The 19,928-nt window shown below is 43.2% G+C and carries 20 protein-coding genes; 17 read left to right on the forward strand and 3 right to left on the reverse strand.

What is annotated here, in order from left to right; translation table 11 throughout:
- Nucleotides 1–6: 6 nt before the first annotated feature.
- From lepB to acpS, 5 genes are read left to right on the forward strand one after another with little or no spacing between them, the layout of a single operon-like run.
- Nucleotides 7–831, forward strand: coding sequence for a signal peptidase I (gene lepB / locus AYW75_RS04940; protein WP_067096232.1), 825 nt, complete (start codon nucleotides 7–9; stop codon nucleotides 829–831).
- A gap of 16 nt (nucleotides 832–847) precedes the next feature.
- Entirely contained in the window at nucleotides 848–1,525 is a 678-nt protein-coding gene (rnc, locus tag AYW75_RS04945; protein ID WP_067031613.1) for a ribonuclease III, read from the forward strand.
- Nucleotides 1,526–2,440, forward strand: a complete 915-nt coding sequence (gene era / locus AYW75_RS04950) for a GTPase Era (RefSeq protein WP_067096235.1) — start codon at nucleotides 1,526–1,528, stop codon at nucleotides 2,438–2,440.
- A 3-nt stretch (nucleotides 2,441–2,443) separates the two neighbouring features.
- On the forward strand, nucleotides 2,444–3,184 hold the full coding sequence (gene recO / locus AYW75_RS04955; protein WP_067096238.1) for a DNA repair protein RecO: 741 nt from the start codon (nucleotides 2,444–2,446) through the stop codon (nucleotides 3,182–3,184).
- A gap of 35 nt (nucleotides 3,185–3,219) precedes the next feature.
- Nucleotides 3,220–3,603 carry a holo-ACP synthase gene (gene acpS, locus AYW75_RS04960; RefSeq protein ID WP_067096241.1) on the forward strand — a complete coding sequence of 128 codons (384 nt, stop codon included), beginning with the start codon at nucleotides 3,220–3,222 and terminating at the stop codon, nucleotides 3,601–3,603.
- Here the strand turns inward: acpS and AYW75_RS04965 are convergent.
- Nucleotides 3,542–6,400, reverse strand: a complete 2,859-nt coding sequence (locus AYW75_RS04965) for an ATP-binding protein (RefSeq protein WP_067096243.1) — start codon at nucleotides 6,398–6,400, stop codon at nucleotides 3,542–3,544. The genes acpS and AYW75_RS04965 overlap by 62 nt on opposite strands.
- 30 nt (nucleotides 6,401–6,430) lie before the next feature.
- Nucleotides 6,431–6,655: a hypothetical protein gene (locus AYW75_RS04970; RefSeq protein WP_067096247.1), complete on the reverse strand. Its 225-nt coding sequence runs from the start codon at nucleotides 6,653–6,655 to the stop codon at nucleotides 6,431–6,433.
- 143 nt (nucleotides 6,656–6,798) lie between these two features.
- Here AYW75_RS04970 and cysM point away from each other — a divergent pair, with 143 nt between their 5' ends.
- From cysM to AYW75_RS05020, 10 genes are all read left to right on the forward strand, one after another.
- Nucleotides 6,799–7,689 (forward strand): cysteine synthase CysM, encoded by an 891-nt coding sequence (cysM, locus tag AYW75_RS04975; protein ID WP_067096250.1) that lies wholly within the window; start codon nucleotides 6,799–6,801, stop codon nucleotides 7,687–7,689.
- 97 nt (nucleotides 7,690–7,786) lie between these two features.
- A complete protein-coding gene (rlmD, locus tag AYW75_RS04980; protein ID WP_067096253.1) occupies nucleotides 7,787–9,097 on the forward strand; it encodes a 23S rRNA (uracil(1939)-C(5))-methyltransferase RlmD in 1,311 nt (436 codons plus the stop codon).
- Nucleotides 9,098–9,120: 23 nt separating this feature from the next.
- Nucleotides 9,121–11,367, forward strand: a complete 2,247-nt coding sequence (gene relA, locus AYW75_RS04985; RefSeq protein ID WP_067096256.1) for a GTP diphosphokinase — start codon at nucleotides 9,121–9,123, stop codon at nucleotides 11,365–11,367.
- Nucleotides 11,364–12,176, forward strand: coding sequence for a nucleoside triphosphate pyrophosphohydrolase (gene mazG / locus AYW75_RS04990; protein ID WP_082856395.1), 813 nt, complete (start codon nucleotides 11,364–11,366; stop codon nucleotides 12,174–12,176). The genes relA and mazG overlap by 4 nt, the downstream gene beginning before the upstream one ends.
- 49 nt (nucleotides 12,177–12,225) lie before the next feature.
- Nucleotides 12,226–14,856: a phosphoenolpyruvate carboxylase gene (gene ppc, locus AYW75_RS04995; RefSeq protein WP_067096259.1), complete on the forward strand. Its 2,631-nt coding sequence runs from the start codon at nucleotides 12,226–12,228 to the stop codon at nucleotides 14,854–14,856.
- A gap of 228 nt (nucleotides 14,857–15,084) precedes the next feature.
- Nucleotides 15,085–15,741, forward strand: coding sequence for an adenylate kinase (adk, locus tag AYW75_RS05000; protein ID WP_067096262.1), 657 nt, complete (start codon nucleotides 15,085–15,087; stop codon nucleotides 15,739–15,741).
- 7 nt (nucleotides 15,742–15,748) lie between these two features.
- Nucleotides 15,749–16,456, forward strand: a complete 708-nt coding sequence (tsaB, locus tag AYW75_RS05005) for a tRNA (adenosine(37)-N6)-threonylcarbamoyltransferase complex dimerization subunit type 1 TsaB (protein WP_067096265.1) — start codon at nucleotides 15,749–15,751, stop codon at nucleotides 16,454–16,456.
- Between the two features lie 3 nt (nucleotides 16,457–16,459).
- On the forward strand, nucleotides 16,460–17,272 hold the full coding sequence (locus AYW75_RS05010; protein ID WP_067096268.1) for an undecaprenyl-diphosphate phosphatase: 813 nt from the start codon (nucleotides 16,460–16,462) through the stop codon (nucleotides 17,270–17,272).
- Between the two features lies 1 nt (nucleotide 17,273).
- Nucleotides 17,274–17,564: a hypothetical protein gene (locus AYW75_RS05015; RefSeq protein WP_067096271.1), complete on the forward strand. Its 291-nt coding sequence runs from the start codon at nucleotides 17,274–17,276 to the stop codon at nucleotides 17,562–17,564.
- Nucleotides 17,551–18,342, forward strand: a complete 792-nt coding sequence (locus tag AYW75_RS05020) for a class I SAM-dependent methyltransferase (RefSeq protein WP_067096274.1) — start codon at nucleotides 17,551–17,553, stop codon at nucleotides 18,340–18,342. The genes AYW75_RS05015 and AYW75_RS05020 overlap by 14 nt, the downstream gene beginning before the upstream one ends.
- 28 nt (nucleotides 18,343–18,370) lie before the next feature.
- On the opposite strand, the gene AYW75_RS05025 is transcribed toward AYW75_RS05020, so the two are convergent.
- The gene (locus AYW75_RS05025) at nucleotides 18,371–18,586 is read right to left on the reverse strand and encodes a SlyX family protein (RefSeq protein WP_067096278.1); all 216 of its coding nucleotides are present in this window, start codon (nucleotides 18,584–18,586) and stop codon (nucleotides 18,371–18,373) included.
- A 289-nt stretch (nucleotides 18,587–18,875) separates the two neighbouring features.
- Here AYW75_RS05025 and AYW75_RS19115 point away from each other — a divergent pair, with 289 nt between their 5' ends.
- On the forward strand, nucleotides 18,876–19,319 hold the full coding sequence (locus AYW75_RS19115; RefSeq protein ID WP_067031559.1) for a cold-shock protein: 444 nt from the start codon (nucleotides 18,876–18,878) through the stop codon (nucleotides 19,317–19,319).
- Nucleotides 19,320–19,364: 45 nt separating this feature from the next.
- The gene (gene tpx / locus AYW75_RS05035) at nucleotides 19,365–19,862 is read left to right on the forward strand and encodes a thiol peroxidase (protein ID WP_067031556.1); all 498 of its coding nucleotides are present in this window, start codon (nucleotides 19,365–19,367) and stop codon (nucleotides 19,860–19,862) included.
- The last annotated feature ends 66 nt before the right edge of the window (nucleotides 19,863–19,928 follow it).

The raw sequence follows: 19,928 nt of genomic DNA on the forward strand, positions 1-19,928 counted from the left end.
AGATGTATGGATTTTGATTTCGAACTGATCTTGGCGATTGCGTTTTTAATAACGTTTGCCGCGTGGCTTTATGATCGTATTGTTTATGCTCCAAGACGTAAATTCATTTTGTCTCAAATGGCACCTGAAGCAGTGGCAGCATTAGATAAGAATATCCAACTAAACTTGGCTGATACACCCAAGTGGTTGTTGGAAGTAAAATCCTATTTTGTGATTGTCGCAGTGATCTTTGGTTTACGTTCGTTTGTTGCTGAGCCCTTTCAGATTCCATCAGGTTCGATGTTACCAACGCTAGAAATCGGTGATTTTATTCTAGTGAATAAAATGGATTATGGACTTCGCTTACCAGTGTTGAATAAAACGATTATCCCTACCACAGAACCTGAGCGTGGTGATGTGGTGGTCTTTAAGTATCCAGAGAACCCAAGTCTGAACTATATTAAGCGTATGATCGGTTTACCTGGTGATGTCATCAGTTACCACAATAAGCGCTTGATGATTAATGGCAAGCTGATGGATGAAGAGTTGTTGGCTGAATTGCCTGTTTCTCTTAATCCTAGTCGTGAGCCAGTCGCGGTTTATAAAGAAGACTTAGAGGGTGTTAGCCATCAAATTTATAAAAGTTATCGTCGTAACCCGCTAGAGGGTGACTGGGTAGTGCCGGAAGGCCACTATTTTGTGATGGGTGATAACCGTGATAACAGTGCTGATAGTCGCGTTTGGGGCTTTGTGCCAGAAGAGAATATGAAGGGTCGTGCATTTTATGTATGGCTGCATTGGAATGAGTTTTTTAGTCTTCCAAGCTTTAAGAATAATGGTTTAATTGAATAATACTTTTGGAGAAATTTTGAGCTCTATTTATGAAAAATTGTGTCGGCGAATAGGCTACTTCTTTGCTGACCTAGGGCTACTTGAACTGGCGTTAACGCACCGAAGCTTCGGTGGTAGAAATAATGAACGGTTGGAGTTTTTAGGCGATTCAATCTTAAATTATGTTATCGCGGAAGAGTTATTTCATCGCTTCCCAAAAGCGAAAGAAGGTGAATTAAGCCGCCTTCGAGCATCGTTGGTGAAAGGTGATACGTTAGCTGAATTAGCTCGCGAATTTCAATTGGGTGATTTCCTAAAATTGGGAGCTGGTGAATTAAAAAGTGGTGGCTTCCGTCGCGACTCAATTCTAGCCGATGCGGTAGAGGGCATTATTGGTGCTATCTATTTAGATGCTGGAATGGATGTCTGCCGTCAGCACATTTTGGAGTGGTACAAAGAGCGCTTAGACGCAACCTCATTAAAAGTGGTTACGAAAGACGCTAAGACACGTTTACAAGAGTACTTACAAGCGCGTAAGCATTCATTGCCTCTTTATGAAGTAGTGAAAATTGTAGGTGAGCCTCATGATCAAATGTTCTTTGTCCACTGCCAAATTGAGTTGTTCGATACGCCTGTTGAAGGCAAGGGTGGAAGTCGTCGAATTGCAGAGCAAAATGCTGCTGCCAAAGCGCTTAAAGAGCTGGAAAAGAACTAAATGGATCACGAAGAAGAGTATCAAGAGATTACGCACTGTGGGTTTGTGGCGATCGTTGGTCGTCCGAATGTAGGTAAATCAACCCTAATGAACCACATCCTCGGTCAAAAACTGTCGATTACGTCGCGTAAACCGCAAACCACTCGAGATCAAATTTTGGGAGTGCAGACCAAAGGGCACATCCAAACAGTATATGTGGATACGCCAGGGCTGCATAAAGGCCAAGATAAAGCGATTAACCGTTATATGAACCGCACAGCAAGCTCCGCACTAAAAGATGTGGATGTTGTGTTGTTTGTGATCGACGCTGAGCGCTGGACGGAAGAAGACGATAATGTGCTAGCAAAGGTTCGCTATGCGGACTGTCCGGTTGTATTGGTGGTTAACAAAGTTGATCAATTGGACGATAAGGAAGAGCTTTTACCAAAGCTTGCAGCATTGTCTGAAAAAATGACCTTCTCTCAGATTATTCCAATTTCGGCGCTGCGTAATAAAAATCTGGATCGTTTGGAGTCACTGGTTGAAAGCTATATTCCGGAAGGTGAACAGTATTACCCAGAAGATCAGATTACCAACCGTAGCTCTCGTTTTCTTGCTTCTGAAATTGTGCGTGAAAAAATTACACGTCAATTGGGTCAAGAAGTACCTTACGAAGTCGCTGTGCAAATCGAAGAATTTGTATTTGAAGGGGCTACCATTCATATCTCTGCTTTGATCTTAGTTGAACGTGATGGGCAAAAGCGCATTATCATTGGTGATAAAGGCTCTAAGATTAAGTTAATTGGTAAAGAAGCTCGCATTGATATGGAAAACCTATTTCAACAGAAGGTTATGCTTAACTTGTGGGTGAAAGTGCGGTCAGGTTGGTCTGATGATGAGCGAGCGTTGGCTAGTTTAGGTTATCAAGACGATTAAGCTGTGCGCGTCCAAGGATACATTATACACACTCGCCCATTTCAAGATGACAAAGTGCTCTTGGATATTCTTACAAAAGAGGCAGGCTTGATTCGTAGTGTATGGCGTAAAAAAGCAAAAGAGGCTCGGGTATCCCCCGGGTCTTTTTTGTTGATGGAGTTTGAGTTGTCTGGTCGCTCTGAGCTTAAGAGTGTGCGCTCTGCTGAGGCACTCGAATCCCCGGTATTATTGCAAGGTAATGCACTGTACAGTGCTTTTTACGTGCATGAGTTGATTGAGCGTCTGTTGCCTGTGGGGCTTCCCCTAGAGCCTTTGTTTATCTTGTACCAGTGGCTAATTACTCATTTACAAGGCGAAGCGCCAATAGCACCTTTGTTGCGACGTTTTGAAATAGGCGTGTTTGAAGAGTTAGGTATTCACGTCAATATGAGAGCGACCAGTCGCGGTGAGCCGCTGGAATCACAGCAACTCTATCAGTTGCATCATCGATTTGGCCTTCGCCCCTATTACGGTGAGCAGCCTAAAGTGAAGCCTATTGTATATTTGGATGGTGCAGCAGCGTTAGCCTACGCGGAAGGTCGATGGGACAATAGGCAGGTGCTGGCGTTGGCCAAAGAGTTGCACCGAGCATGGTTAGATCATGCACTGGGTGCACGCGTGTTAAAGTCGCGTTCTTTGTTGCCCTCAAAGCCCTATGAAGGGGAGCGATTGTGGCATGTACCACTTTTTAGGTTCTCTATTTAATGTATTGTAATTTGAGTGACGGTTTAGGCATATAGATGATTATTGGTATCGGGACAGACATTATTGAAATCAGTCGGATTGCGGAGTCTATTGAGCGCTTGGGAGATCGATTCTTGAATCGTATCCTAACGAAACCTGAGCAAGATCAATATTTTAGATTGTCAGGTCATCGTGCAATTTCTTTTGTAGCTAAACGTTTTGCCGCGAAGGAAGCTGCAGTTAAGGCATTGGGTACTGGGATTGGAGCAGGTGTGAGCTTTCAGCATTTTACGGTATCGAATTTAGACTCAGGAAAGCCTATATTAGAAGTTGCCGATAGCATTAGTCAGTTGGTAGGTCAGCATGCTATTTGGCATCTTAGCTTATCGGATGAGAAGCAGTATGCTCTTGCTTTTGTGACGCTAGAGACCAAGGAATAAGACTTTGTGCGTGTTGAAGTCGTTCTAACGCATGGATGAAGTCGTTATATACATCTTCTGCTTCATCGAACCCAAGTTCCTTTAGGTGGGTTTCTAGGAAATTTGCGTGCTTAGTAAGCTCGATGGTGCCTGAATATTTACTCGCACCGTGGATTCTGTGGACGGTGGCGATGAGTTTATCTAAATCTCGCTGTTCAAAGTGATGGCTAAGGAGGCGTTTATCTTCGATAAGTGATTGCATGAGCATTTCAAATAAGTCTTTAGCGGCTTGCGCTCTATTGCCCGTCATTGAAAGCGCTTTATGTAAGTCAAATACTTCGGATAATTCCTCTTCTACTTGAGCACTTAAGTTTTTATCGCTATAGCACCAATCTTGTAATGTATTGAGCAATGTTTCTTCGTTGATTGGCTTGGTGAGGTAAGCATTCATGCCGCTTGCTAGAATAGACTGTTGTTCTTGAGCCAAGGCGTGTGCTGTTAATGCAATAATTGGAGTGTCTTTATATTCGTCTATTTGGCGCAGTCGCTTTGTGGTCTCCATACCATCCATTTCCGGCATTTGTATGTCCATCAATATTAAATCAAACGATTGAGTTTGGGCCATGGTCAGAGCCTGTTGTCCAGAGTGAGCAAGGCTGAGTTTTATACCATGAGGGTCAAGCCAATGACCCAGTAGTTGTAAGTTGATTTGGGTGTCATCGACCGCTAAAACGTGTAATCCATTTAGACGCTCATAGACTGGTGGCTCTATTTCTTTAGCGTTTGCTTCAATTGTTTCAGAAGGACCATTTTGAGTACTTAAATGCGCCAACGCGTAATGTAATTTAGAGGCAGACAATGGCTTCTGCACGATAGCGCTTAAATGTTGATAGTGTTGGGCGTGAAGTGTGATGTAGCTTGTGGGTTTGGCTAAAATGAGACTTGGCAGTTGAAAGCGATGATTTAAATACTGTACCAATTCATGAATTTCTTCTGCTGTTTCTTGATCGCTACCAGCGCAGATTAATGTTGCCGTGTAAGGCTTGTCAGAATCATGCAAAGAGTTTATGAACTGCTCCGTCGAGCTGGTAAAAATATAGCTTGATGAAAACGCATCAAGGCATGAGCTTAAGTAGGTTCGATAGTTATTGCTCGGTTCTAAAATAAGTAGGTTGTGCTCCAGTGATGTTAGCGGTTCCGTTGTCTTTTTTGACGCTTTTAAGCGAATGCTAAAGTAAAAATTAGATCCTCGCCCTGGTTCACTGATTACACCAATTTCACCATTCATCTGCTCAATTAGCTTTTTGGTGATCACTAAGCCAAGGCCAGTGCCTGCATAGCTTCGAGTGTGGCTGGAGTCTACTTGCGAAAAAGGTTTGAATAATTGATTGATTTTCTCACTGGGGATTCCGCAGCCGGTGTCGATCACTTCGATTGATATGTCGAGGTCTTCGTTACTTATTTGCTTGCCATCAACAAGGACCTGAATTGAGCCTTTCTGAGTGAACTTAATAGCGTTACCAATGAGGTTGTTGAGTATCTGGCGTAAGCGGGTTTTATCGCCTTTTACCCAGTCCGGTAGATTAGGATCAAAGCTAGGTACTAAATCGATGTCTTTGACTTCAGTGGATGGCGTTGAAGCGAGTGAATGAAGAACATCGTCGATACTCTCTCTAAGGCTAAAGTCTTCACTGTCTAAAACAACGGTTTTTCCCGCTTCGATTTTGGAAAAATCTAAAATATTACCAATGGTTGTGAGTAGGTCGTTGGTGGATTGAGCAATAGTCTCAACGTAGTTTTTCTGCTGCGCTTCGAGACGGTCTTTTTGCAATAGATTTGTGTAACCAAGAATGGCGTTTAATGGCGTTCGAATTTCATGAGAAATATTGGCTAAAAACTGCGTTTTTAAGCGATTAGATTCCATTGCTTCCTTGTTGGCTATGTGGAGCTGAGCACTTTTTTCTTCTAATAGGATCGAATTTTCACGAGTCTCTTTGGTTATTTGCTCAATTTCAGTATCTAGATCGGAGCGGTAATGTTTGAGGCGACCAGAAATATATTTTAGTTCTTCTTGGGTTTTTTGTAGGTGTTTCGGCAAAGACAAATTGTTGCTTGCCTCGTAATCGCCACTGGTAATATCTGTTATAGTGCGTGTGATGCGTAGCCAAGGAGTTGATAAGCTAATGACATACTTCCAACATAAAAAAGCACTTGCGATTGCAGATAATATAAAGTAGCCAAAAATAGACAGTCCAAAAGTGATTCTTTCTAAGTAGAGTTGTTGTGTACTGGCGGTTACTTGAATCCATCCTAATAATTCTTTTTGTGGGCTTTTTGTTAGCCCGATAGCGTCTGCTATTAACGTGGGATTAGTTTGATTAAATGGTAGATCACCCATGCTCTCCTGAGATGTGTTTAGATAAAAAATGGGAGCAATCGATACGTAGCGAGTGTCATTGTTAACATAACGACTCGTGATATGTGTTGGCAGGTCTGCTTGAAGGGATGTAGTCTGACCTACTTCATCAAGGATTTGGCGTTGATTGTTGAGGTAAGTGACGCCAATAATGTCTTCTTGAGCAAGCAATCCATGGATATTGTTAGTAATTAAGTTTTTGTCATTAAACAAGAGTGCGTACTCGCTGGAATCTGCAACTTGCTCAGTTTGATAGCGGTTGAGGTATTCGAATTGTTTCTTGCGATCAAAAACCTCACTTAAATAAATGATCAAGGCAGTACTAGCGAGGATTGCTAGTACTGGAAGATAAATAGCTTTCCATAGCTTTTGTTGCAAAGGTAGGTTATCGATTGGGTGCACTTCCTATTTTCTTGTTTATCTACAAGAAGTTTAATAGCAAGCTATGTTACCTTTGCTCTTACGGCGATCACATTCACGAACATAATTTTCACATGCCAATACTTTTGTTCGTGATGGGTTGCTAATGGATTTGCATTCGCGCCACTTTTGGCGTAATTCTGAATCAGGAATGTCGGCCGCAGGTCCGCCGAAAATATCGCAGCCGCTAAGTGTAATCGCTGCGAAAAATGCGCTAAATACAAGAGGTTTGTGCATGGTCTGTTACTCCTAGTGCAACTAAATTGGCCTAAATTTATAACAAGTTTTTATTTTAATCTGTATTTGATATGCATTCTAATACCTTCTAGTAAAAAAGCGTAAACCATTAATATATAAAGTATCTTAAGTGTCTGAGTTTTATGATCGAATATCAAACTATTGAATCTATTATAGGTAATACGCCGCTGGTGAAGTTGCAGCGTATTAATCCTAACCCAAGTAATACAATTTTGCTTAAACTGGAGGGGCAAAACCCCGCAGGCTCAGTAAAAGATCGTCCAGCTCTAAACATGATTACCAAGGCTGAATTGCGTGGTGATATCAAACCAGGCGACAGTCTTATTGAAGCAACCAGCGGCAATACCGGTATTGCGTTAGCCATGGCTGCTGCGATTAAAGGCTATGAGATGCATTTGATAATGCCAGATAACATGAGTCAAGAGCGTAAATCTGCGATGTCAGCTTATGGGGCAATTTTGCACCTTGTTACCAAAGAAGAAGGCATGGAAAGAGCTCGAGACTTAGCACTAGAAATGCAAGCGCAAGGTAAAGGTATTGTATTGAACCAGTTTGGTAACCAAGACAACCCGAACGCCCATTACGAGTCTACAGGTCCTGAGATTTGGCAACAGACCCAAGGTGCCGTGACTCATTTTGTCAGCTCCATGGGAACCACTGGTACCATTATGGGGATCTCAAAGTATTTGAAAGAACAGAATCCAGAGGTGGAAATAGTAGGTTTGCAACCATCTGAAGGCAGCAGTATTCCTGGTATTCGCCGTTGGCCTAAAGAATACCTCCCGACTATTTTTGATGAGAAGCGTGTTGATCGGGTTATGGATATTGCACAACAAGATGCAGAAGTTGTGATGCGTCGATTAGCAAAAGAGGAAGGTGTGTTCAGTGGTGTTTCATCTGGTGGGGCTGTCAGTGCAGCGCTGACACTTTCTGAGCAAGTGAGTAATGCCACTATTGTTGTGATTATTTGTGATCGCGGCGATCGATATCTTTCAACCGGTGTATTTAATTAAAGGTATACCTCATTCAAGCAAAGTGTAGGCTTACCCTAGGTCGAAAGATGCGAATGGGGTATTATCGTCAGTTAACTTTATTGCTAGAGACGTTACCTTGAAAAAACGATCTAATCGTCGAGCTAGACCTTCTCAGGATAAGCCTATCTCTTCCCCTCTACGTCTGCTTTCTATCGAGGATACGACCCATGAAGGTCATGGTGTGGCTCGCGAAAATGGTAAAGTCACCTTCGTTTCAGGTGCGATAACTGATGAGCAAGTCGAAGCGCGTGTTGTAAAAGAAGGGCGTCAATTCAACCAAGCTATTACAATCAGACGTCTGCAGGACAGTCCTGATAGGGTGTTACCACCGTGCCCTCATTTTGAGCAATGTGGCGGTTGTCAATTACAGCATATGAATATTTCCGCGCAACGCCACTTAAAGGTGAGCTGGTTGGCAAGTCAATTTCGTAAGCTAGCGCTGCCTGATGAGATGAGTCGACTGGAAGGGGAGCCCTTCGGCTATCGTCGACGAGCTCGTATTTCGGTGTTCGTTAAAAACAACAATGCTCTAATAGGATTTCGTGCTAAATCCTCCAATGAAATTGTTGATATTGAACAATGCATGGTTTTGGAATCATCTTTGCAGGGCGTTTATCAGGCATTGCGTTTTTACCTTAAAAGTTCTTCGCTTGTCTCCAAATTGGGGCACATTGAGTTGCTAGATGACAGCCAAGGTGTGTGTGTGGTTTTAAGGCAGTCACGTGATATTCAAGACACTGATAAAGTTGAATTGAATAATTGGGCTAAATCGGCCTCCGTTACACTGCTATGGCAAGGCCCCTCTGAGAGCAAAGTTAGTTATCAGTCGGCACGTCATTACGTGGTAAATGATTTAGTATTGAACTTTCAGCCGCAAGACTTTATCCAAGTGAATGCTCAGATAAATGAAGCCATGGTTAAACAAGCAATGTCATGGTTAGAGTTAAGTGAAAATGATGTTGTGCTGGACTTGTTTTGCGGCGCCGGTAATTTCTCTTTGCCGATGGCTAAGCGTGCAGGTCGTGTGCTTGCTGTAGAGGCGATTGAATCGATGGTAGAAATGGGTCAGTTTAATGCGAGCCAAGCGCATCTAAATAATATCGAATTTATGGCTGCAGACTTGACTCAGAGTCCGCCAAACCGCTTAAAGAAAGCTAAAATCACTAAAGCTCTATTAGACCCTCCTAGGGCCGGAGCATTTGAGTTTTTACCGACTTTGGTGCGTTTAAAACCGCAGCAAATTTTATATGTTTCCTGCAACGCTTCTACTTTAGCAAGGGATGCAGAATATTTGGTCGAAAATGGATTTCGTGTGACAAAGGTTTGCATGATGGATATGTTTCCGCAAACGTCACATGTTGAAGCAATGATGTTGTTGCAGAAGTAAGTTGTTACCAGAAGGGTAGTTATATGGTTACGGTAAGAAAGGATCACCCTGTATTAGCAGACGGAAGTGTCGATATTGATGCTTGGATGTCTCATTTTGCTGACAAGATTGATGAGGCAAGTCGCGTTCCTTTGAGAATGGCTTGTCAGTTAGCAAGACAGGCGGAAGCCGCGTCGGGGCGGTCATCTTACTGGGGGCCTCAGGCAAGCACATTTCGAGCAGGCTTAGAAATGGTGGAAATTCTTGCCGGTTTCCGTGCCGACCAAGACTCTCTTTTGGCTGCGGCGCTTTACCGAGTTGTTCGTGAGGATCAATTAGAGCTTTCCAAAGTCAGTGACATGTTTGGTCGTAAAGTGGCGTCATTGATTGAGGGCGTGATTCGTATGGGTGAGGTATCAAAAAACTTATCCAAAGACAGCTCTGCAGAAGTGCTGGGTAGTCATGAAAATCAGCTTGAATCATTGCGAAAAATGTTGGTTTCTATCATTGACGATGTGCGCGTCGTATTAATCAAATTGTCTGAACGAGCATGCGCCATAAAAGAGGCGAAGCATCAGAGCGATGAGCGCAAAGAATCAATCGCCTTGGAAGTACAGAGTGTCTATGCACCGCTTGCCCATCGACTAGGCATTGGTCATATCAAATGGGAGCTTGAGGACTTATCGTTCCGTTACCTTTATCCAGCTGATTACAAGCGTATTGCCAAACTGCTCGATGAAAAGCGTTTGGATCGACAGCAATTTATTGATGATGCCATTAAAGATCTAAAGTTCCGTATGGAAGCGATCAATATCCATGCAGATGTAATGGGCAGAGCAAAACACATTTACAGTATTTGGCGCAAAATGCGTCGTAAAAATATTCCATTTGATGAAGTTTATGATGTTCGTGCTGTACGAATTCTCGTTGATGAAACAATGGAGTGTTACGGAGTATTGGGTATTGTCCATAACCTTTGGAAGCCTGTTCCTCAAGAATTTGACGATTACATCAGCAACCCTAAGTCCAATGGGTACCAGTCGCTCCATACGGCGGTAGTTGGACCTGAAGGACGTGTGTTAGAAATTCAGATACGAACCCATAAAATGCATGAAGATGCAGAGCTTGGTGTGTGCGCTCATTGGAAATACAAAGGGACTGATCTTACTTCAAACAGTTCAAGCTATGAAGAAAAGCTGCAGTGGTTGCGTACGATTCTAGATTTTAATGAAGTGCAAGGTGATTTAGAGTCACTCAGTGAGCAGGTACTTAACGACATTGAACAAGATCGTATCTATGTATTTACGCCTGATGGACATGTGGTCGATTTACCTATCAATGCGACACCGGTAGATTTTGCTTATCGTGTTCACACGGAAATAGGGCATCGCTGTCGGGGTGCTAAAGTGAACGGTAAGATTATTTCCCTTGTAACGCATCTTAAAACGGGCGACAAAGTAGAAATTTTGACAACCAAAGATGGTGGGCCAAGCCGAGATTGGCTGCATCCAACATTAGGATATGTAAACACCAATCGTGCCAGAGCTAAGATTCAGAGTTGGTTCAGACGAGAAGATCGTGAGAAAAATCTTGAAGCGGGTCAAAATGTACTTGATAAGCAGTTAAAGCGCCTTGGTATTGAAGAAAATAAACTGAACTTTAATGCCATTGCAGAGCGCTTTAATTTCACCTCAGGAGAAGATGTATACGTCTCACTTGGTGCTGGAGATATCCAATTAGGTCGCGTTCTTCGTGTCATAGATGATTTGCACGGCTTAGATGGTGAGCCTGCTGTTCGCCCTGTTCGTTTGAAGAAAAGCCGACATAAATCTTCTGATAATGATATTCATATTCAAGGTGTGGGTAAGCTACTCACACAAATGGCAAAATGCTGTTCACCGATTCCTGGTGATGACATTATCGGCTACATTACGCAAGGGCGTGGTGTTTCTATTCACCGCCAAGATTGTATTAATGCTGCGCAATTACAGCTTGAAGAGCCAGAGCGAATAGTGGAAGTGAATTGGGGGGAAGAAGTCGATAACTTGTACCCTGTCAATATTCGTGTATCAGCTTACGATCGTACAGGTTTACTGAATGACATTACGGCACTGCTTTCCAATGAGAAAGTGAATTTGCTGTCGATGAATACTATTTCTGCGAAGGAGGATCATACTGCTGCAATTCGCTTTACTATTGAAGTAAGTGAAATCAGCTCTTTGTCTCGCTTGCTCCATCGAATCAACCAATTGCCTAATGTATTAGATGTCTTTAGGGAGCGTGATAATTGAAGTATTCCCTGAATGATCTGTTAGCTCTAATGACCATGCTACGTGACCGTCAGTATGGTTGTCCGTGGGATCAAAAACAAAGTTTTGATAGCATCGCACCTTATACAATTGAAGAGGCTTATGAAGTCATGGATGCGATTGTTCGAGGCAATCGCCAAGACCTTCAAGACGAGTTAGGGGACTTGTTGTTTCAAGTAGTATTTCATGCACAAATGGCCAGTGAAGAAAATACCTTCAATTTCTCTGATGTAGTGAATACGATTGTAGAAAAAATGCTGCGCCGTCACCCTCATGTCTTTCCAGATGGTACGTTTGACAGCTATGCCAGCCCAAATGCATTGTCTGAACAAGAGATAGGCGAACAGTGGCAGAAAATCAAAGCTGAAGAAAAGCGAATCAAAGGGCAATTACCAACAGGTTTATTAGATTCTGTTCCTAGTAGTACGTCAGTGTTAGCCCAAGCCGTGAAGCTGCAAAAGCAAGCGAGCAAAGTTGGCTTTGATTGGCAAGATGTGAAGCCTGTTTTTGCTAAGATTCGAGAAGAGCTTGATGAATTAGAGGAAGCGATTGAGCATCTTTCGCATGCAGAAGCAGAAGCAGAGTTAGGTGATGTATTGTTTGCCGTATCAAATTTAGCAAGGCATTTATCGATTTCGCCAGAGCATGCTTTGATGCAGACCAATGTGAAATTTCGTCGTCGATTTGCTTTTATGGAACACTTATTATCAGATCAGAAAACACCTTTAGCAGATTGCTCGCTAGAAGAGTTAGATCAGTTATGGGAGCGTGCTAAAGCCAACGGCTTATAGCGGATATGGCTCGGATAGGCGAGCGATAACAGAATTAAGGAGACGTGTTGTGACCGATCGTCAGGCCTCATTAAGAGAAAACGTGCGTTTATTAGGGGGTTGCTTAGGGGAAACCATGAGTAATCATTTGGGAGAACGCTTTTTAGATACGGTCGAAAATATTCGTCAGCTATCCAAAGATGGGAGACAAAGCGGTGACTCCAGTGCCTTAATTAAAGCTCTAGAAGAGCTTGATGACAAAGACATTGTCCCTGTCGCGAGAGCGTTTAATCAGTTTTTAAATCTTTCCAACCTTGCAGAGCAATACCATCGTGTTCATCGACGTCGCTCGAATGAAAGTAAGGGTATTTATAAGAACCCTATTGGTGATTTGTTAGTTCGCTTAAAAGAGCAAAACTTCACACCTGAGCAGGTGGTCGAAGCGCTTCGTGGTCAAGCCATCGATCTAGTCTTGACAGCGCATCCGACAGAAGTTGTTCGTCGGTCTTTAATACGAAAGTACGATAACATCTCTACTGAGCTGGAAGCTCTCGACAAAGACAATATCTTGCCCCTTGAGCATGAGAAACACGTCCGTCGCCTTAACGAAATAATCACTCAAGCTTGGCACACGGATGAAATTCGTGAACAAAGACCAACACCAGTTGATGAGGCTAAATGGGGGTTTGCTGTTATTGAACAGTCTCTATGGGAAGCCGTACCGCAGTTTTTTCGACAGTTAGACGAGCAATTTAAACAGCATGCGGAACAAGAGCGTTTACCGCTAGACCTAGCGCCAATTCGCTTTGCTACGTGGATGGGCGGGGACCGAGACGGTAACCCTAATGTGACTCACAATGTGACTCAAGAAGTGGTGCTTTTAGCACGCTGGATGGCTGCTGACTTATACTTAAAAGACTTGGTTGCATTGCGTGCTGAGTTCTCAATGACACAATGCAATGATGCCTTGCGAGAGCGTGTCGGTGACAGTGCTCAGCCTTATCGTGAGGTAGTGCGTAATCTTGAACGAAAAATAGAAAAAACCAAGCTATGGGCTAAAGCGAAGCTTGATGGTCAATCTGTGAGTGATCAAGGCATTATGCTTGATAACAAAGAGCTAATGGATGATCTGTCTCTATGTTATCAATCACTCTTAGACTGCGGTATGAAAGTGATTGCAAATGGCTCTGTGTTGGACTTAATTCGTCGCGCCGCGACATTTGGTATGACATTAGTACGCTTAGACGTTCGTCAAGATGCGTCTAAACATATTGAAGCGCTTTCAGCTATTACCCGTTTTTATGGTCTTGGGGACTATGCTGAGTGGGATGAGGCCTCACGCCAAGCTTTTTTACTGGCTGAATTGAATTCAAAGCGCCCGTTGCTACCAAAAGACTGGTCGCCTGAACCCATGGTAGATGAGATTCTTGCTACCTTCAAAACCATTGCCAGCGGTTACCAGAATTCGTTTGGTTCTTATGTGATTTCAATGGCGAGTGCACCCTCTGATGTTCTAGCTGTAGCGTTATTGCTTAAAGAAACGGGCGTGCGTTTTAATATGCGCATTGTGCCTTTGTTTGAAACGCTGGCTGACTTGGATAATGCCGAGCCTATTATCGAGCAATTGTTTTCATTACCTTGGTACAAATCCTATATCAATGGTCATCAAGAAGTCATGATTGGCTACTCTGATTCAGCGAAAGATGCTGGGCAAATTGCCGCAACTTGGGGGCAGTATAGAGCACAGGAGTCCTTGACTCGCTTATGTAAGAAGCACGATATTCACCTGACTTTATTTCATGGTCGTGGTGGTACTGTTGGTCGTGGAGGCGGCCCTGCTCATGTAGCAATACTGTCACAGCCACCGGGCTCAGTTAAAGGCTCTATCCGAGTGACTGAACAAGGTGAAATGATCCGCTTCAAATTTGGAATCCCTGACATCGCTGTACGGTCATTGGAGCTTTACTGTTCTGCTGTGTTAGAGGCATCTTTGATTCCCTCGGAGTCTCCTAAAGAAGATTGGCGGGCACTGATGGATGAAATGGCAGAAGAAGGGATGAACCAATATCGTTCGATTGTGCGTGGCCATGAAGACTTTGTTGCGTACTTTAGAACCATTACTCCAGAGCAAGAATTAGCTAAATTGCCGTTAGGTTCGCGTCCGGCTCGCCGCCGTTCTGATGGCGGTGTAGAGAGTTTGCGTGCGATTCCTTGGATTTTTGCTTGGATGCAAATCCGTTTGATGTTGCCTGCTTGGTTGGGTGCTGAAAGTGCTTTGCAACAGAGTATGGATTCTGGCAATTTAGAGCGGCTCAGAGAAATGCATAAAAAATGGCCTTTCTTTGGAGCATATTTAGACATGCTGGATATGGTGCTGGCAAAGGCTGAGCCAGATATAGCTGAATATTATGAAAAACGCTTGGTGCCAGATGAGTTGCGTGGTTTAGGTCATTTATTACGACGTAAACTACATCAAGTTCGTGAGCTGGTTAAAGAAATCAAGCAGCAAGATCGGTTAATTGAGGATAATAAAACCATTCGCCAATCGATCGACGTTCGTAATCCTTACATTGATCCGTTGCACTATTTGCAAGCAGAATTATTGCACCGTAGTCGCATAGATGAGGGGAATGTTGAAGTGAATAAAGCCTTAATGATCACGATGGCAGGCATCTCCAGTGGCATGCAAAATACGGGCTAATCTGGAAGAAATGGCAAAAATACGTAACATAGTGCGCCCTAAAATCTAAAAACCGACAAGTTAGTTTGCATAATTTGCATAGGCTTGGGTATGCTAGCGGCCTCAAAATTATAATCAGTGAGCAAACGGTGGATTCTGGGCGCTTTTTTTTGCCGTCATTCACAACCTTTTTATATTGAGCTGTTTCGCTCGCCATGCCTATTTTATGCAGACTATTGGAGAAAATTTATGCGAATTATTTTGTTAGGAGCGCCAGGCGCAGGTAAAGGTACGCAAGCTCAGTTCATTACTGAAGAGTTTGGTATTCCGCAAATTTCGACTGGTGATATGCTTCGCGCAGCGGTAAAAGCAGGTACAGAACTTGGTTTAAAAGCAAAAGCAGTTATGGATGCAGGTCAATTAGTGTCAGATGACATCATCATTGGTTTGGTAAAAGAGCGCTTGCAACAAGATGATTGTGCTAACGGTGCATTGTTTGACGGCTTTCCGCGTACACTGCCTCAAGCTGATGCATTAAAAGATGCCGGTGTTGCGATTGATTATGTAGTTGAAATCGATGTCGCTGATGAAGAAATTGTTCAGCGTATGAGTGGTCGTCGTGTGCACGAAGCGTCTGGTCGTACATACCACGTAATTTATAACCCACCTAAAGTGGAAGGCAAAGACGATGAAACGGGTGATGACCTAATTCAACGTGCTGATGATACTGAAGAAACAGTACGTAAACGTCTTGCTATCTACCACGATCAAACAGCGCCTCTTATTGGGTATTATCAAGCTTGGTTGCAAGAAGATGCTGCTACAGCCCCTAAATTTGTAAAAGTGAATGGTGTTGGCGATCTGAACGAAATCAAGCAAGGTTTGCTATCAGCGCTTAAGGCTTAACCCTGCAATGACTGTTATTCTTGCTTTGGATACATCAACGCCTGCCTGCTCGGTGGCGTTGATTCAAGATGGTGTCGTGTTGGAAGATTTCCGCATGGCACCGCGACAACATAATGATTTGATCCTGCCAATGGTGGATCAAATTCTTGCTCAAGCTCAATTGTCCTTATCTCAGGTGGACGCCATTGCGTTTGGTCGAGGGCCAGGTTCTTTTACTGGACTGCGTATCAGTGCAGGTGTTGTGCAGGGGCTTGCGTATGGTGCAGATCTTCCGGTTGTACCTGTTTCGACACTAGCGGCGATGGCACTTGAAGCGCATCAAAAAACGCATTACTCACATTGGTTAGCTGCCCTAGATGCCCGTATGGGGGAAATCTATTTGGGTGGATATTCGATTGAGCAAAAAGATGAGTTTTGGGTAGCTGAAGAAATTTTATCAGAGCGTGTTATTTCGCCTGATAATCTTACCTCTATTTCTGAGCGATACTATGGCGTTGGATCTGGATGGATTTATCAAGACCAATTGAATAGTGTATTGCCTGAGTTAGCTGTGAACGTTTTGTCTGATATTGCACCTCGAGCCGCCTGTATTGCTCAGTTAGCAGACTATGATTTTTTACAAGGTAAGGTTGTGGCTGCAAATGAAGCACTTCCTGTTTATCTTCGTGATGAGGTCACTTGGGAAAAGCAACCTGCACGGATCGGTAAACGTTAAAGTATGCTGTGGCACCATGTTATTTTTTTAGCTTTAATTCAGGGGCTAACTGAATTTTTACCGATTTCAAGCTCAGCTCATTTGATCTTGCCTTCTCAATTATTGGGATGGCCGGATCAAGGGTTGGCATTTGATGTGGCTGTTCATGTCGGTACTTTAATCGCTGTGTTTAGTTATTTTTGGCGTGATATTGGCTTTATTGTCCGAGACTCTGTTAAAACACTGTTCACGCGTCGTTTTACCGAAAACAGTCGTTTGGGGTTGTGGGTTATTTTGGCAACGATACCGGCTGTTATTGTTGGCTTGCTATTTGATAGCGTTATCGAACAGTATTTACGTTCGATAGAAGTGATTGCTTACACAACCATCGGCTTTGGTGTGTTGCTATGGTTAGCGGATCGATTTGCCAGCAATAGCAAGCATCAATCCGATCTAACTTGGTCGAGAGTATTGATCATCGGTTTAGCACAGGCACTTGCATTGATACCGGGAACATCTCGTTCAGGTGTCACAATGACCGCAGCACGCTTCTTAGGGTTTAGTCGTGAATGTTCTGCGCGTTTTTCATTCCTATTGTCGATCCCTATTATTATTGCTGCCGGCAGCTTGAAATCCTTCGAGTTAATAACAGAAGAGTCTACTGTCTCAATTGACTATCAGTCTTTAGGTTGGGGGATTGTGCTTTCTGGTATGAGCGCCTATCTTTGTATACATCTATTTTTAAAGTGGCTTAGTCGTTTTGGTTTTTTGCCATTTATGATCTATCGACTTATATTAGGGTTCGGGCTTCTTTGGCTAGTAATGGTGAGAGGGTAATATGAATATTGGCGGTAACTTTCCAGTTATTACTCAAGGTGGTGCAACTCACAATGCACGTTCCTCGGTGCCCGCTGTCGTTAACCAAAATTCTGAGCAGCGATCCTCAGCATTCTTACCAAGTTCGGTGCAAGCCTTTGAGCAGGCTTCAAGTTCAGAATCGCCGCGCTTTTTTAAGGTTGACGGTTTAAGTGCTTTAGCGCAACAAGCTATGTCGGCGTATCAGTCTACTGAGTCCCTGTCTTCTAATAACCCTCGCCATCTACTAATAGGTATCGATGTTTACGCCTAGTTCCCTTGCGGTGGCATACCGCAATTCAAATAGCCATGTTCAGGAAATTGCTGAGCGTCTTGGCTTAGTCATGTTTCGTCTTTCCTCTGATTTAAAATTTGCAACGACCTACGATTATTTGTTGATGTACCAAGATGATGCTTTGGTCATTGCTAAAACCGGGAAAGGTGCGCCTAAACCTGTAAGTGTAGAATTAGCGACTGGTGCGGTTGATCATCGTCGTAAATTTGGTGGTGGTAAGGGACAAGACATTGCTAAAGCCTGTGGTTTAAATAAACGGTCTTCGTTAACTGTTTTTGATGCAACAGCAGGTCTTGGACGAGACAGTTTTGTGTTGGCGAGCTTGGGCTGTCATGTTTCACTGTTTGAGCGTGTTGGTTTTGTTAGAGAGTTGCTCTCTGATGGCTTAGAAAGAGCACGGTTAGTCGCTGATATCGAAGATATTATGTCGAATATGCTGCTTGCTCATGGCACTATCTTTAATGTGGTAGGCGAAGATTGTGTTGACGTTGTGTATCTAGACCCTATGTTCCCACATAAAGATAAGTCCTCTGCAGCCGTAAAGAAAGAGATGGCATTTTTTCGTGATTTGGTAGGGTATGATGAAGATGCAGACTTGCTTTTACCTAAAGCGCAGCAATTAGCACGTTTTCGAGTAGTAGTTAAGCGGCCAAAAGGCGCGCCTTACTTAAACGATCAAGAGCCGAGTTACCGGTTAGATGGCAAGTCTGGACGCTTTGATGTTTACGTAAAGCGGTCGTTAGAAAACGCTGACTAAAAAGGTTGGCGTTTCGTTGCATTAAACTTTAGTAATGAGGAGGCTTTTCAATAGCTGAGTCGATACCTGAATTTTGGCGCTGATCTCCCATGCGCTGGGCAAGTAGTTTGATTTGCTCTTTGAGCAGCAAAATATCTTGCTGTTGCTTTGTTAGGGCGTTATTGAGTGCATCAATGGTTTCTTCTTGAAATTGATTGCGAATCTCAAGATCGTCAATACGGTTTAATAAGTCTGAGGTGTTCATAGATGGCTGCTATATGGTAGTCTTCTAATGTGCTAAGTACTTAATTTCGTGTGTCAATTAGAGTTTAACGAAATAAGTGTCGTAATGTATTTTGCGCAATTTTTGCTGACATTCTATACACTTGTGTCAGTATGTTAATAGTGGCGTGAATTGTTTTTTCAACAGCTTGGCTTTTCTTTTTAAATATTGATCTAGCTGTTGAAATAGGTGTAGCACGCGCTACTAAACTTTATAAAGTGTGTATTAGTATTAAATAACAAAAATCATTAAACATATTCAAGGAACTCCAATGTTTTTATCTGTACGTGCATTTTTAGTGAGTCTTATTTTAGCTTTGGTGACGCCGCTTATCATTGCGCCTTTGGTTGGGGTCGATATTGCACAACACTATATTGTGTACTTCTTAGTAACCTTGGTGACTGTTTACCTGGGTACTGTATTGTCTCAATCTAGTGCCGCAACGACTGATGATACTTCTTCAACTTTTGAGTCAGATGACGCAACAAGTGAGGAAGAAGATGATGATCGTGAGATTGGTACCGTAAAGTGGTTTAATTCTTCCAAAGGTTTTGGTTTCCTTACCATGGAAAACGGTGATGATGTATTTGTACATTACCGCGCGATCCGTGGACGCGGTCGCCGCTTCTTAATTGAAGGCCAGAAAGTTCGCTTTACTGTAACAGAAGGCGAGAAAGGCAAACAGGCGGAAAACGTATCCATCGTTAAAGGTTAAAATACAGGGTGTTGTTTCCTACCCACATTATATTGAGAGGACATTATGGCTACAGTAACATTACAAGGTAACCCGTTAGAAACGATCGGTGAACTTCCTGAAGTCGGCTCTAAAGCGCCATCGTTTGAGTTAGTTAAGACGGATTTGTCGACGACATCATTAGCAGATTACGCTGGTAAGAAAGTTGTTTTAAATATTTTTCCATCTGTTGATACCGGTGTGTGCGCGGCCTCTGTTCGTAAGTTCAACGAGTCATTGTCGAACCTTGAGAACACGGTTGTATTGTGTGTGTCTGCAGATTTACCTTTTGCAGCAGCACGCTTTTGCGGTGCTGAAGGTTTAGATAACGTTGTGGCGGGTTCTAGCTTCCGTTCTAGCTTTGGTAAAGACTACGGTGTTGAGTTCGTTACAGGCCCTCTAACAGGCTTGCTATCACGCTCAGTTGTTGTGCTTAATGAGTCTGGTGAAGTGGTTTACACTGAACAAGTTTCAGAAACTGCGGAAGAGCCTAATTACGATGCAGCACTTGCTGCGGTTGAATAAGTTTTCATTCTATTCGTGATGTTCAGATCCTAAAAAGGTCGCCCTTAGGCGACCTTTTTTATGCGC

This window comes from Marinomonas atlantica (assembly GCF_001639725.1).
GTDB lineage: Bacteria > Pseudomonadota > Gammaproteobacteria > Pseudomonadales > Marinomonadaceae > Marinomonas > Marinomonas atlantica.